Source organism: uncultured Salegentibacter sp. (assembly GCF_963972535.1).
Lineage (GTDB): Bacteria > Bacteroidota > Bacteroidia > Flavobacteriales > Flavobacteriaceae > Salegentibacter.
The window spans coordinates 1-13,907 of sequence record NZ_CAXAVR010000070.1; the positions used below are offsets into that span (position 1 = coordinate 1).

The window sequence follows — 13,907 nt, forward strand, 5'->3', positions numbered from 1 at the left end:
TGGTGTGGTTGTGTTTCCAATTGAGATTACCTGAATTATCTGAAACTAAAATCTGGTTTTCCTTACCGCGTGTATCAGGAAAACGGTATTCTTCAGCCTCAGTTCTTCCTATTCCAACGGGACCTGCAAAATAACCGGCAAAAACTCGTGCGCTTGAGTTACCTAAAGCCCGGGCGAAAATTCCATAGATCTTACCTCTACCACTAGTTTCACCAATTTCTGTATATATTCCGTAATTAGAACTAGAAGCGCCTTCTGTTCTTCCTACAGAATTATAAATTCCGTAGATATCGTTCCCGCTTGATCCCTGGGAGGTAGAATTATAAATACCATATCTAATACCGTTACCATCACCGGTTACGTGATTTTTAATTCCGTATTTTATATTATTGGTTTTGCTGCGATTTTTAATATCTAAACCATAGGTATTTCTGGTTTCAGCAGAATTATTATTATCTATTTCCAATCCTTTTTTAATATCCTGGGAATCATCTGGATTTATGGCGATTTGAAGTTTGCTTTCAATCTCTTCAGTCCCGATACCAATATTGCCGTTCCTGAAGATATTGTCTTGAATATTACCGGGGCTTTCGGTAGAATTAGGTTTATAAAAATTTGCTGCTTTAGCATCAGCAACTATAGATTTCCATGTGTTTTCCTGATGATGCCAATAGTAAAATCCTGATGGTGAATTATTAAAATTCTCACTAAGAAAAACTAACATTCCGTGTTGGGCACTTCCGGGCTTTTGAGCGGGAAATTTCTTTAGACGGGGAATTAATATTCCGTCTATGTTGGACGGGCTGTCCTTATCTGAAGCAACTATATCTAATTGAGCTCCCGGTTCGGTAGTTCCAATTCCTACCTGGGAGAAAGCTGTGGTGGCTAAAATTAAAAAATAGAAAAGAATAATTTTTTTCATCCTACTAAAAATACCGGTTAAGACTAAGGTGTTTTTTAGTTAGGGGTGTTTTGGATTTTTAAATATACTTTCTGAAAAATATTTTTTACGGCTTCCACTAATAATAAGGGATTTCCCTAGCCCTGCGTTTCTTTAATTTTATTCTGAAGCATTTTTATTTCATCTCTGTGTTTTGCCGCCGCCATAAAGTCCAGATCTTTTGCTGCTTTTTCCATGGCCTTTCTTTTTTCCCGAATTCTTTTTTCCAAATCTGGTTTGCTCATATAGGCTACCTCGGCTTCGGCAGCTTTAGTAGTTAATGGTTTTTCAGCGTCATATACATCCAGTTTTTCTTTAATTAGTGTACTGTTCTCTAATCGTTTAACCAATGCCGTTGGACGTATGTTATTTTCTTTATTATAATTTATCTGCTTGTTTCTTCGGTATTCGGTTTGATCTATGGTTTTTTGCATACTGTCGGTAATTTTGTCGGCATACAAAATCGCTTTTCCTTCTACGTGACGTGCGGCACGACCAATGGTTTGGGTTAGGGACCGGTTGCTTCTAAGAAATCCTTCCTTGTCAGCATCAATAACTGCTACCAGAGAAACTTCCGGAAGATCCAGACCCTCTCTTAGCAGGTTTACTCCAATAAGAACATCAAAAAGGCCACGTCTTAAATCCTGCATAATTTCTACTCGTTCCAGCGTATCAACATCTGAGTGAATGTAACGGCACCTAATATTAATACGGGTAAGATATTTGGTGAGTTCTTCTGCCATTCTTTTAGTAAGCGTAGTGACTAGCGTTCTTTGATCTTTCTCGTTCCTGGTGTGAATTTCTTCAATGAGATCGTCAATTTGATTTAAACTTGGTCGTACTTCAATTACAGGGTCTAGAAGTCCGGTGGGTCTAATTACCTGTTCCACGTAAACACCTTCAGATTTCTGTAATTCATAATCAGCGGGAGTGGCACTCACATAAATCACCTGATTTTGTAGCGCCTCAAATTCCTCAAATTTTAAGGGTCGGTTGTCCATTGCGGCCGGCAGCCTAAACCCATATTCAACTAAAGTCTCTTTCCTGGACCTATCGCCACCATACATAGCATGTACCTGCGGAATGGTTACGTGACTTTCGTCAACTACCATTAAAAAATCATCTGGGAAATAATCTAAAAGACAGAACGGACGTGTGCCGGGTTGTCTTCCATCCAGATAACGAGAATAGTTTTCAATCCCTGAACAATATCCAAGTTCGCGAATCATTTCCAGGTCGAAATTGGTTCTTTCATCCAGACGTTTTGCTTCCAGATGTTTCCCAATATCCCTGAAGTAATCTACTTGTTTCACAAGATCGTCCTGGATGTGATGAATGGCATTTTGCATCACATCGGGCGAGGTTACGAACATATTGGCAGGATAAATATTCAGCCTTTCATATTTCTCAATAATATCATTTGTACCCGGATCAAATGCTTCAATTTCTTCAATTTCATCTCCAAAAAAATGTACGCGGAAGGCATTATCGGCATAACTTGGGAAAACATCTACGGTATCTCCTTTAATCCTGAAATTACCGTGTGAGAATTCAGCTTCGGTTCGGGAATACAAACTTTGAACTAACTGATGCAGAAATTTTGTCCGGGAAATTTGCATATCCCGTTCAATAGAAACTACGTTTTTACGAAATTCCACCGGATTACCTATACCATACAAACAAGAAACCGAAGCCACAACAATCACATCCCTTCTTCCGCTTAACAGCGAAGAAGTAGTACTGAGTCGTAATTTTTCAATTTCTTCGTTAATCGAAAGATCCTTTTCAATATAAGTTCCTGATGTAGGAATAAAAGCTTCGGGCTGATAATAATCGTAATAACTTACAAAATATTCCACCGCATTATTGGGAAAGAATTGTTTGAATTCTGAATAAAGCTGGGCAGCAAGTGTTTTGTTATGTGCCAAAACCAGGGTAGGTTTTTGGACTTCCTGGATAACATTGGCTACAGAGAATGTTTTACCAGAACCCGTCACCCCAAGCAGGGTTTGGTATTGGTCATTATTATTTATTCCGGTTACCAGTTGTTCTATCGCTTTTGGCTGGTCGCCGGTGGGTTTGTAATCTGATTCGATCTTAAACTTCATTCGTGTTCCTCGCTTATTCTCACGAAACTAATCAATAATCCTGCCTATTCAAACTGATAAACTTTTCCTTAACGTTTTAGGGTAAAATGACCGCTAAATTCCTGACCATTTGCCAGTTTACCTTTAAACCAATAGTCACTGGGCGGCATAACTCTTCCATTATAAGTGCCATCCCAACCTGGGGAATTGGCAGGTAATTCTTTTAAAAGTTTTCCATATCGATCAAAAATATGAATGTATTCTACCTGAAATTCTGTGGTGTTGGTTTCATAAGGAAGCCAATGGTCATTATAGCCATCAGCATTTGGCGTAAAGAAGGCTGGAAAACCAAAAATGATCTCTTCAAATTGAGCAACTGTACAGGAGTTATCAGTTCTTGCATAAAAAGTATGGGGGCCGCCGGGCACATTTCTAAAAGTAGGACTACTTTGGTAAGGGCCGTCAGGATTATCCATAGCAAAGCTTAATCCGGAAAGGTCGTTGGTGAGCACCGTTACCTGATTGGTTTCTCCCTGGTTTTCAATTTCCAGATCTAAAATTTCAGGATTTTGGAACTCTTCTACTATAAAATTTATAGACTGGCCACAGCTTAGATTAGGATCGGTTATAGTAAGGCTATAGGAGCCGGCTGTATTTACCAAAATAGTTTGAGAATTTTCACCTGTACTCCAGGAAAAATCATAATTTTCGGCGTTTGGGATGTTTAGGTCATTACCAAGGCTTATTGGAAAATCTGAAACGCAGGCTTGCAGTTCCATTGTATTATTTAATCGTGGAAAAGCAGCTATTTGCAAATCTATAGAGCCAAAACCGTAACAGGAATTATCGGCTTCGGCCCGAATATAAATTGTCTTAGAAGAAGAAAGATAGATTTCAGGTAAATAATTTTCGCCCAGTATGGCATCATTTTCAGTTTGGTGAAAACTTAATGTTATATTTTGGTTTAAACCTAACTCCTGAATTATATTTTGTTCAATATCGGTAAGATTAAATTCACCTTCACCATCGGTAAGTTCACAACCTTTAACCGGTGCCGGGTTGAGCTGCACGCCACCGGTAGCTTCTAACCTAATTTTATCTAATTTACTACATTCTCCATTCAAATCAACCATCTTAACAGTTAACTCCTGGTTGGAAATGTTATTTCTATAGGTGCTGCTTAAAGCTTGAGTGTTTTCTACATCATCCATTGCGTTTTGCTCATTCTCATAAAAATAGAGCTGAACAGATGAATTTTCGGATGACAGTAATTCATTCCTGGCTAATTGTAGGTTAAAGGTGGTGATTCCATCTCCAGGATCGTTATCTGAAATATCACACTGCTGAAGTGTATAATCCTGTGCTATTTCCGGTAACTTTAAAATAGTTATTTCCTTACAAACGGGATCCTGGGGAATACCGTTACTGGTTTTTATTAATGCTACGGTATAGATGCCAGGCTCAGAATAGGCGTGTGAAGGATTTGGTGTGTTAGAAGTTTCCCCATCGCCAAATTCCCACCGAACAGAATCGAAATCTGGTTCTCCGGAGATTGTGAACTTTGTATCCATTCCAAAACATAAATTCTCAACTTCAAATGAGCTTTTAAATAAAGATTGAACGAATGGAGGAAGACCTAATTTTGAATGGTTCGGAGAAATGTCAACAGAATTATGACGGTAATCCACATTTTGAGCTTCTTCATCGGGTTTATTTATAACTGAAAGTCTGGTGTGATTTAGATAACCACCATCATCTGTGGGGTAACCTGCTCTATAAACTTTTCCATTTATGGCAAGTTGAAGAGCTCCGGCTACATTTCGAGAAGAATGAATCAATTCTCTGGAATCCATAACATTATTGCTTGCTAAATCAAACTGATAAAGTTCACTATTTTCCAAAAAATCATTGGAATTAAAGATATTCGCTGTAATGTAAAGCTTAGATGAGGTAGGGGAGAAACCAACTCCGTATGGATAACTATTTTCCAGGAGTAATTCTTCATTAGTAACTCTTCCTGTAAGGTCGTTGAAGTTATAAAGAAAAACCTTTCCTGTATTTTTTGTACCAGAATTGGAATTTCCCAGTGAGGTACCTGTGTATGCCGCCACCATTTTTTTGCCGTCAGGTGATATTTTTAAGTAGCCACCTGCAGTTACATTAATGTCATTATCATCTAAAATTGGAGGAAAATTATTCGAAAGTGTGGAGATTACAGGGGTGGTTTCTACGCCACTTTCACTAACCCTAAAAGAATAAAATTTATCGGTAAATTGGGTGACTACCCAATAAGAAACACAGTCTCCGGAAATTACTGCCGAAATTTTTTCTGAACTTTTAAATTCATTTTCTACCGAATTTGAAGGGTTATATGTTATTAGGTGAATATTCTTTCTTCCTTCAATTATACCACCATTACCATTATTGAGACTCATATCTACTTCAGAAAAATGAACGCCTTCAATTTCATCGTTCGGCGTAAGGTAATAGTCCGGCTTGTCTACGGTGAATATAAAGTATCTGCCGGGATGTGCAGGTCGTGGGACAATAATGGCCGATTGGGTGGTGGAAACATTTCCTTTTAAATCGGTCCCATTTTGCATCAAATCGTGGTTGCGATCAAACACAATAGTTCCGTCTGTATAAAAGAGTAGATTTCCATTTTGGTCAGAAATGCTGGTAGAACCTTCTACCGTTCGTAATCTCCCATTATCTAAGTTTTGAGGATCACCTTCAGAGAAGGACAATCCTGCGCCATCACCAAAATACCAATGGGCAGCTTCTTGCTGTGCGTTAAGTTGTAAGCTTAAAGACAGAAAACTTATAAAAAAAATAAAAAGAAATTTCATTTAGTGTTATCTACAAATCTCTCTTTTTTAAGAGCTTATAAGATAAAAATACAAAAATAGCAGTCCAAAATATCACAATTAATAACTGGTCCCAATGAATGCCATAATCTTTATCAAATTCAGATCCTAATTGCGTGGCTGCGGTTTGCACTGCAGAGAGACGTGAGAAGGGTTCTTTAATAAGGTTGCTCATAGATTCCAGCGGGAAAAATCTTGCAATATTATCAGCAATTTGACTATCCCTAAAAATCTGCCACTTTAAAACTCCATAAACAATACTTTCCAGAATCCACCAGATAAAAAGAAAACCAAGTGCGAAAGCCGAACGTTTTATAAGAATTCCTAGAAACATACAGAAGGCGAAAAAGCCCGTCAGTTTAACGAAGTAGGCAATCATATATTCCATATCTGAAAAAATGATAGAAACTTCAGTAAAATCAGAAAAAGAAAGTCCTAAAATCAGGGAAACTATAAATAAAAATAATGTGGAAATTAAAGAAAACACCGTTACGGTTAAGAATTTTGAAGCTATAAATTCCTTTTTGCTCAAACCGTCAATCAGGTTTTGTTTTAAAGTCCGGTTGCTGTATTCATTAGACATCATCGAGACAATTACAATGGCCAGGAAGAGTTTTAGCAAAGCCGCGATATAGGAATTAAAATGCCAGATGTAAGGAAAATTAAAAATTCCCTGATCTGCTACGCGGAAATTAATCGCTCCTAAATTGAATTCAATAGAAGCAATTAAAGCGATAAAAGTTATTAAAATAAAATAGGTGAAAACCAGTATTTTTGCCGAGCGGCTATAGCGTAATTTATGATATTCTATCTCTAAAAGTCGTAGCATTATGCAGATGGAGTTTGATTGGTTAATGTAAGGAATTGTTCTTCCAGGCTTTCTTTACGTTTTACCAGGTAAGAAAGTGAAAGTCCTTTTTCAAACAAATATTCGTTAATAGTTTCAGCATCCATAGGTTCCTTCAGAATAGCCGTAACAATATTTTCTTTTTCTGAAACATTTTCTATTCCCGGATGCGCAATTAGTAATTCCTGAAGTAGCTGCATGTTTTTTGCCTGCAATTCAAAGAAACCGTGGCTGGCATTTATAGCATCTACCGGGCCGCTATAAAGTTTCTTGCCGTTTCTTATAATCACCACGTGAGAACAAACTTTCTCAACTTCATCCAGTAAATGTGAAGCAAGTAAAATGGTAGTTCCGCCGGCAGCGATCTTTCTAATTATTTCCCGAATTTGATGAATTCCCTGCGGATCCAGTCCGTTGGTAGGCTCGTCTAAAATTAAAATTTTAGGGTCGTTAAGAAGGGCAGAGGCAATTGCCAGGCGTTGCTTCATACCCAAAGAAAATGTTCTAAATTTACTGTCTTTTCTATCCAGCAATCCAACAATTTCCAGTTTTTCATCAATTTTATCTTTTGGAACATCTTTAATCTTACACACCAAAGCCAGGTTTTGCGCCGCTGTCATATAAGGGTAAAAATTGGGATGTTCTATAATGGCGCCCACTTTCTTTAAAGCTTCGTGCGTATCTGTGTTTCCGTTAAACCATGCAAATTCGCCAGAAGTTTTATTGACTACGTTAAGTACCATCCCGAGCGTAGTAGATTTTCCACTTCCGTTAGGCCCTAAAATACCGTAAACATTGCCTTTTTCTATGGTAAAAGACAGTTTGTCTACCGCGGTAAGTGCGCCATATTTTTTAGTAAGGTCTTTGAGACTTAGAATTGTTTCCAAAATTGAAGAAAAGTTTAAAGTATGACGACGAAGTTATGGAATTGTTACAGATTTCGCTTGAGAAAGCTTATTTTTGATAAAAAGCACACATAATATGGAAGAAAAGCTGATGTCTAAAAAGAAACCTTCATTTGCCGTAAATGAAAGGTTGAATCGATATCTGGCCAAACATAACCGAAATACTAAAATTCCGGTTTTCTATGATGATTTGTTGCGCTTTTCCGGATCGGTGGTGGTGTACGACCAACACGAAGAAGATACGTTTTGGGTGCGTTGTTATTATCCAGATTTTGAACGGGAAGAAATAGATAACAGCCTGAAACAGGTATATACCATAATGCATTCTGACGGAAGTGACGATTCCCTGGAATTTTTAAATGTAGATGCTATAGATTACTGTACTTTTGGAAATTCGAAACCTTTCCGCATAAAAGTACGAAATATCCTTAACGATAGTTTTACCTATTTCTATGTAAAAAAAGCTGATGCTTCCCGAATCTACGGACTCGAATTTGAGCATTTACTTTCTCCTCACCGAATTAATTTCCTGGTTTATAAAGACACTTTAATTGAAGAACATATTGCCGGAATACCGGGTGATGTATTTATTGAAGATCATTTACCGAGTTGTGATAATAGGGCACAAACGCAAATTGCCAAACAATTTGTAAAGTTTAATGAACGTTGCACCGTAAGGCTTTTGGGAGATATGCGTTCTTATAATTACGTGGTGATCCCCACGCACGATTTTGACCATGTGGAATATCAAATTAGGGCAATAGATTTTGACCAGCAATGTTTTGAAGGAAATTTAAAAGTTTATCGTCCGCAGTTTTTTAAAGAGAATTTAAAAATGGTGGAGTTGGTGCAGGACAAACTCCAGGAATCTTCAATAGAACAGTATAGAAAAGAAGAGCGTTCTCTGCTGGCAAAAAGGATTATTAATACCCGCCCTCGATACAAAGAATTGCTGCGTTGTATGATTAACGATCACGTTTCTACCCAGGCAAATGTAAAAACCTTAAGAAGCGATCTTTATAAATATACCAAGGATATAAAGTTTAAGCGTGCCAGTACTATGGGCCAGATTCTTAGAACGGCGCTAGATTTTGTACGCCGCAATTATGAAGATGTAAATATGAAACGTTTGCTGGAAAGTTCTTAGGAATAAAAAAGCCCTCACAGGTTTCAAAAATCTGTGAGGGCCGGTTATCTCTCTGAATCCACAAATATTATTGGTGTATTCGTGGCTATTCTTTTTTAGAAAATTCTCTTAACTTTTCTCTTCCTTATTAAAATAAACAAGGTAGTAATACATTTGCTTTTCTTCGTCCCAACCTTTTTCCACAAACTTATCGGCCGACTCTGCGTTTACAAAGTCCATTTTAATCTGAATATGAGTATCAAGATTAATTACGCTTTTAATTTTCTTTCGCGCATCGGTTACCGCTTTGTTGGCGATAGGAAAATTGGTAAGATCTTCAATTTTGTATTTTGGTGCTTTTTCGGTTTTATAATGCTGAAATTCAGGTAATAATTCTGGATTATCTATTACTGAATTTAGGAAATTACTTTCTTCAAAATCGTCGTTTTTCGCGAAGTAATCCATACTTCGGTTCATAAACATCACCTCTTCTTTTTTATCTTCTGCAGGTAAAACTACGTCCTTAGCGAAGTTCTTGCAGAAATTCAGGTAACTTTTGGTATTGTAATTCTCATCGCGCATTACGTCTACACCCAAAAAGTTTTCCAGCCAGTATTTGGTATCGTATTTATTTGAATCTACTGAAAGGATTTTATAACCTTCCTCGCGATTTTTATTAAAAATCAAGGCGCCTTTATCGAGTTTGTTGAGGTTTATTCCCTGCTGAACAATCATCTCCAAAATACTGCCATTTTCTTCAAACTGAAGAAAATCGTGCTTTAATTCAGATTTAAAAATCCCGATTCCGGAAACCTTTTCATTATCTATTTGCAGGTTTTCAAAATAAACCACATAAACTTCACCGCTTTTTATGTGCGGGTGAGAAGATTGCTCAAACAATAAAGTAGTGATCTTTTTTGAAGCTTCGTGAATATTTCCCGGATCGTCAAAAACTGCATTCGCCAGGTTATATAATTCGTTGAATTCAAGATCGGTTTCGTGAGAAAAATTGAAATAATTTTCCTCTTTTTCTCTAAAAGGTTTTAGAAAATATTCCTTTATCAAAGGAGTTATTTCATCGTTTAATTGATAAGGAGCCGCAGAGAGAAAAATATTCTCGTTTCGGCTTTTGTTCCCAACCCTGTGAATAGAAAGGGATTCAATTTGCGCATTAAAAAGGTTGATCATTCAGTATATAATTTTTGTCATTTCCGAGAAGTCGGAAATCTATTTTAATCATCTCCGTCCCCATAAATATCGGGATAAACTGCAGCGGAAATCTTATTTTATTAGTAAGGTATGACGAATTAAATTTAACATCAATTCGTCATTGCGGATTACTTCACTCCATTCTTAATTACGATTCTTAATGAAATAGGAACGACTTAGATCCTGAAATAATCCCGACGCCTCGGGACAGGATAATGGTAAACCAAGATCCCGAAACAAGTCCGGTATAATTGCTTCGCAATTAATTCCAGTTTTCATCAAAAGAAAGATCGTCGTAATCGTTGGTGTTAAATCCCTGGTCAAACATATCTCCACCACCGGCGTCTTCATCGTCTTCGCCTACAAAATCTTTATCCGGTGCACTATCAGGCAATTGGCCGTGAACAAACATAAGGTTTGGGTAATCTCTACCAGCTTCAATTTCACCAATCTGGGCAAGTTCAATTAAGAAAGTCCACATCTTTAGAAAATCGTAAATATAGATTATATTTCTATTGTCTTCATCTAAAATAGACTCGAGGCTGGTTTCGTTCATTAATCGTACTTCACCGCCCATATCAAACTGAGAGAATTCTTCTCCCTGTTCCCATTTTTCATCGCTTAAATAGAAGGAAGCCATTTCTGTGCCATCAAAGCCAAACGACTGTAAAATGGTGTTATGAAGGTCTTCCAGGCTACTTTCCTGTAGTATTTCTATATCCCTAAATACATCTTCTTCAGCATCAAGAATTACTCTAAATCGGTAAACCATAATATCAAATTTTAAGGGGCAAAGTTACAAAGTTTTCAACTTTCTGCCCGCCGCAAAGCTTTCCAATAATAAATAAAACTGAAATCCGAACAATATTGAGGCAATTACTAAATGGAGCGGTTGCGAAAGAAATGGAAAATCAAAATTATACATCGCAATTCCGGTAGCGATTTCTAATAATAGTAGTATTAAGACCCAGTTTATCTTTCCAAATTGAAGCTGAAGTTTTCGGTTTTTCCACCATAGAACAAGGTTTACAAAAAAAACAAGAATTGAAAAACTGCGGTGTACATAGAAGTTAAGGTCGGGATTAGCTAACCATAATTCTTTTGCATCGTATCCAAGTATTTTAACCTGTTCATCAACCAGCTGTCTTACCTGGGTTCCTAAAACCACCTGGATTAGTGTTAATCCCACGGCGAGAATCATTAAATTTCTAAATGTTCTATTCGGAACTTTGTTTTTTACTTTTTCTTCGGCAATAAATAATAAATAGAGAAGAAGGGCCACAATTACCAGGGCCATAATCATATGAATGGTGATTCTAACCGGCGATAAAACAGAATACACTACGGTGGCACCCAGCCACGCCTGGAATCCCATAAGAAAAACGCTAAGCCAGGAGAGGAGAGTGATTCGTTTTCTTTTTTTCCATTTTTTGAAGGAAAGTACTGCCATAATTAGAACGGCAAAACCGGCTAAAGCACCCGCGAGCCTATTGATATATTCCACCCAGGTATGCGCAGGATTAAAAATAGCGTAATCGTGTTTGGTGTAAGTTTCCCAGTTTTTTTCGGAATAGTTTTCTTCGGAAGTAAAATCGGTGGCTGCTACTTTCAAAGTCTCATCAACAATTATTACCTGTCCTTTTTCATATTCTCGATTGGCCTGAAATTCCAATTCTGAAACTTCTGTAGGTGGAATATAATAACCGAAACATTTTGGCCAGTCTGGACAACCCATTCCTGACCCCGTCATTCTTACCACTGCACCGGCAATAATTACCAGGTAAACCAGGATAAGGGAAATTTTAACCGATTTTCTATACATTTTATTCAATCTTTATTTCTAGTGCAAACTGCCTACTGAGACTGCCCACTGTTTACTGATAAGCCCAGTTCTTTTCCCTTTTTTAGCATCAATTCCCTGGCCGCTTCGTGCTCGTTGGGAATTTCTCCTTCCAGAATTGCTTCTTTAATGGTTTCTTTTATTATACCTATTTCCCGGGAAGGTTTAATATTAAAAGTTTTCATAATTTCTTCACCACTTACCGGAGGTTGGAATTGACGAACGTGATCGCGTTCTTCTACCTCTTTCATCTTAGTGCGAACCACCTTAAAATTATTGTGGTACTGTTTATAGCGTTTCGGATTTTTAGTAGTTATATCGGCCTCACAAAGTGTCATTAAATCTTCAATATCTTCACCCGCGTCAAAAATAAGTCGGCGTACGGCAGAATCGGTTACGTCGTTATCTACAATCGCAATAGGCCGCGAACTCATTAAAACCAATTTTTGCACATATTTCATCTTTTCATTCAAAGGCAGTCGAAGTCGTTTAAATAGTTTAAAAACCATTTTCGCTCCTACAAATTCGTGCCCGTGAAAAGTCCACCCAATTTTTTTATGAAATTTTTTTGTCGGGGCCTTTCCAATATCGTGTAATAATGCGGCCCAACGAAGCCAAAGATTATCGGTATTTTCTGAGATATTATCTACCACTTCCAGGGTATGCCAAAAATTATCTTTGTGTTTTTGGCCTTCAATTTCGTCTATACCTTCCAGAGCGGTTAATTCTGGCATTATAATATGAAGTAATCCTGTTTTATGTAATAGCGAAAAGCCTTTTGAAGGTTTTTCGGCCAGCATGATTTTATGCAACTCGTCGGTAATTCTTTCTTTTGAAATAATTTTGATGCGTTTCTTATTTCTGGTAATCGCATCTAAAGATTCCTCTTCAATCTTAAAATTAAGTTGCGTGGCAAAACGAATAGCACGAAGCATTCGAAGTGGATCATCAGAGTACGTGATATCGGGATCTAACGGAGTTTTAATGATTTTAGACTTCAAATCTTCAAACCCATTAAAAGGATCTAAAAGATTTCCGAAGTTATTTTCATTCAAACCAAGCGCCAGAGCGTTTATAGTGAAATCTCTACGATTTTGGTCATCTTCTAAAGTACCGTCTTCCACGATGGGTTTGCGACTGTCTTTTTGATAGCTTTCTTTGCGAGCGCCTACAAATTCAATTTCCATATCATATGCGCGGAGCATCGCAGTACCGTAATTTTTAAAAACCTGTACTTTTGGTTTATGCGGAAGGAGTTTAGCTACTTTTCTAGCTAATTCTATCCCACTGCCCACCGCAACTATGTCAATATCTTTAGGCTCACCACGTTGCAAAATATGATCCCGAACAAAGCCTCCTATAACATAACTTTCCAGATTGAGTTCTTCTGAGGCCTGGGTAATGACTCTAAAAATATTGTGGGTTAAGGCTCCTTTATAATTCTTCACTATTGTAATTTCTTTGTAAACGTTCTAGCCACGAATTCACTAATCTTTTATAGTACAATTCTTTTATGATCTAGCAAATCTTTACTGAAGTTGGCTAATATTGCTAATCTGTTTTCTGAGACTTTTAAATAATTTATACACTGGGATATATGCTTATCGTGAATATTATCTACCGATTTTATTTCTAAGATGATCTTATCAAAAAGGACAAAATCTGCATAAAATTTGTGCGGAAGAACAATTCCTTTATAAGTGACTGAATATTCCTTTTCCCTTTCAAAAGGAATTTCAAGGGAATTAAACTCAAGCTCTAAAGCATCTTTATAAACTATTTCAGAAAATCCGCTGCCTAAATAATTATATACATTGAATAACGCTCCAACAATTGCATAACTTTCATCTTTGTATATAATATCAGCCATTATTCGTGCATTCGTGGCAAAACAACTATTTCCTAATCACTTTTACCTTCCCATCATTGCTTAATTTAATGATGGCAGAGGGTTTAGCCGATTTTTTATTTTTTTGCAAATTTACTACATAGTCCACACCTTCTAAAATTTCAGGGCTTATTTCAGCAAAGGATCCGGGTGTTTTTTCACCACTTATGTTGGCCGATGTAGAAACAATTGGTTTTC

Annotated in this window: 12 protein-coding genes; 1 reads left to right on the forward strand and 11 read right to left on the reverse strand. The window is 37.2% G+C overall.

Features of this window, described 5'->3' with window-relative positions; all coding sequences use genetic code 11:
• The 5 genes from AACZ30_RS09375 to AACZ30_RS09395 form a co-directional block, all read right to left on the reverse strand.
• Positions 1-922 (reverse strand): hypothetical protein (locus tag AACZ30_RS09375; protein WP_339649013.1); only part of this gene is annotated, 922 nt, incomplete at its 3' end.
• A 116-nt stretch (positions 923-1,038) separates the two neighbouring features.
• A complete protein-coding gene (uvrB, locus tag AACZ30_RS09380; protein WP_339649014.1) occupies positions 1,039-3,048 on the reverse strand; it encodes an excinuclease ABC subunit UvrB in 2,010 nt (669 codons plus the stop codon).
• 68 nt (positions 3,049-3,116) lie between these two features.
• Positions 3,117-5,876, reverse strand: coding sequence for a T9SS type B sorting domain-containing protein (locus tag AACZ30_RS09385; RefSeq protein WP_339649015.1), 2,760 nt, complete (start codon positions 5,874-5,876; stop codon positions 3,117-3,119).
• A 10-nt stretch (positions 5,877-5,886) separates the two neighbouring features.
• Entirely contained in the window at positions 5,887-6,723 is an 837-nt protein-coding gene (locus AACZ30_RS09390; RefSeq protein ID WP_208224948.1) for an ABC transporter permease, read from the reverse strand.
• Positions 6,723-7,628: an ABC transporter ATP-binding protein gene (locus AACZ30_RS09395; RefSeq protein ID WP_208224949.1), complete on the reverse strand. Its 906-nt coding sequence runs from the start codon at positions 7,626-7,628 to the stop codon at positions 6,723-6,725. Before AACZ30_RS09395 ends, AACZ30_RS09390 begins: the two co-directional genes overlap by 1 nt.
• Positions 7,629-7,722: 94 nt before the next feature.
• On the opposite strand from AACZ30_RS09395, the gene AACZ30_RS09400 reads away from it, so the two are divergent.
• Positions 7,723-8,793: a hypothetical protein gene (locus AACZ30_RS09400; RefSeq protein ID WP_075326256.1), complete on the forward strand. Its 1,071-nt coding sequence runs from the start codon at positions 7,723-7,725 to the stop codon at positions 8,791-8,793.
• A gap of 108 nt (positions 8,794-8,901) precedes the next feature.
• Here AACZ30_RS09400 and AACZ30_RS09405 read toward each other — a convergent pair whose 3' ends face one another.
• From AACZ30_RS09405 to AACZ30_RS09430, 6 genes are all read right to left on the reverse strand, one after another.
• A complete protein-coding gene (locus tag AACZ30_RS09405) occupies positions 8,902-9,960 on the reverse strand; it encodes a nucleoid-associated protein (RefSeq protein ID WP_075326257.1) in 1,059 nt (352 codons plus the stop codon).
• A 283-nt stretch (positions 9,961-10,243) separates the two neighbouring features.
• Entirely contained in the window at positions 10,244-10,753 is a 510-nt protein-coding gene (locus AACZ30_RS09410; protein WP_075326258.1) for a hypothetical protein, read from the reverse strand.
• 24 nt (positions 10,754-10,777) lie between these two features.
• Positions 10,778-11,803 (reverse strand): COX15/CtaA family protein, encoded by a 1,026-nt coding sequence (locus AACZ30_RS09415; RefSeq protein WP_339649018.1) that lies wholly within the window; start codon positions 11,801-11,803, stop codon positions 10,778-10,780.
• Between the two features lie 32 nt (positions 11,804-11,835).
• Positions 11,836-13,269, reverse strand: a complete 1,434-nt coding sequence (locus AACZ30_RS09420) for an HD domain-containing protein (protein WP_339649020.1) — start codon at positions 13,267-13,269, stop codon at positions 11,836-11,838.
• 47 nt (positions 13,270-13,316) lie between these two features.
• On the reverse strand, positions 13,317-13,691 hold the full coding sequence (locus tag AACZ30_RS09425; protein ID WP_339649021.1) for a GxxExxY protein: 375 nt from the start codon (positions 13,689-13,691) through the stop codon (positions 13,317-13,319).
• Between the two features lie 25 nt (positions 13,692-13,716).
• On the reverse strand, positions 13,717-13,907 hold a 191-nt coding region (locus tag AACZ30_RS09430; RefSeq protein ID WP_339649023.1), incomplete at its 5' end, for a Sua5/YciO/YrdC/YwlC family protein.

Coding starts and splice junctions, on each gene's coding strand:
- uvrB (WP_339649014.1), bottom strand. CDS start 3,048: ATGAAGTTTAAGATCGAATCAGATTACAAACCCACCGGCGACCAGCCA.
- AACZ30_RS09385 (WP_339649015.1), bottom strand. CDS start 5,876: ATGAAATTTCTTTTTATTTTTTTTATAAGTTTTCTGTCTTTAAGCTTA.
- AACZ30_RS09390 (WP_208224948.1), bottom strand. CDS start 6,723: ATGCTACGACTTTTAGAGATAGAATATCATAAATTACGCTATAGCCGC.
- AACZ30_RS09400 (WP_075326256.1), top strand. CDS start 7,723: ATGGAAGAAAAGCTGATGTCTAAAAAGAAACCTTCATTTGCCGTAAAT.
- AACZ30_RS09405 (WP_075326257.1), bottom strand. CDS start 9,960: ATGATCAACCTTTTTAATGCGCAAATTGAATCCCTTTCTATTCACAGG.
- AACZ30_RS09410 (WP_075326258.1), bottom strand. CDS start 10,753: ATGGTTTACCGATTTAGAGTAATTCTTGATGCTGAAGAAGATGTATTT.
- AACZ30_RS09415 (WP_339649018.1), bottom strand. CDS start 11,803: ATGTATAGAAAATCGGTTAAAATTTCCCTTATCCTGGTTTACCTGGTA.
- AACZ30_RS09425 (WP_339649021.1), bottom strand. CDS start 13,691: ATGGCTGATATTATATACAAAGATGAAAGTTATGCAATTGTTGGAGCG.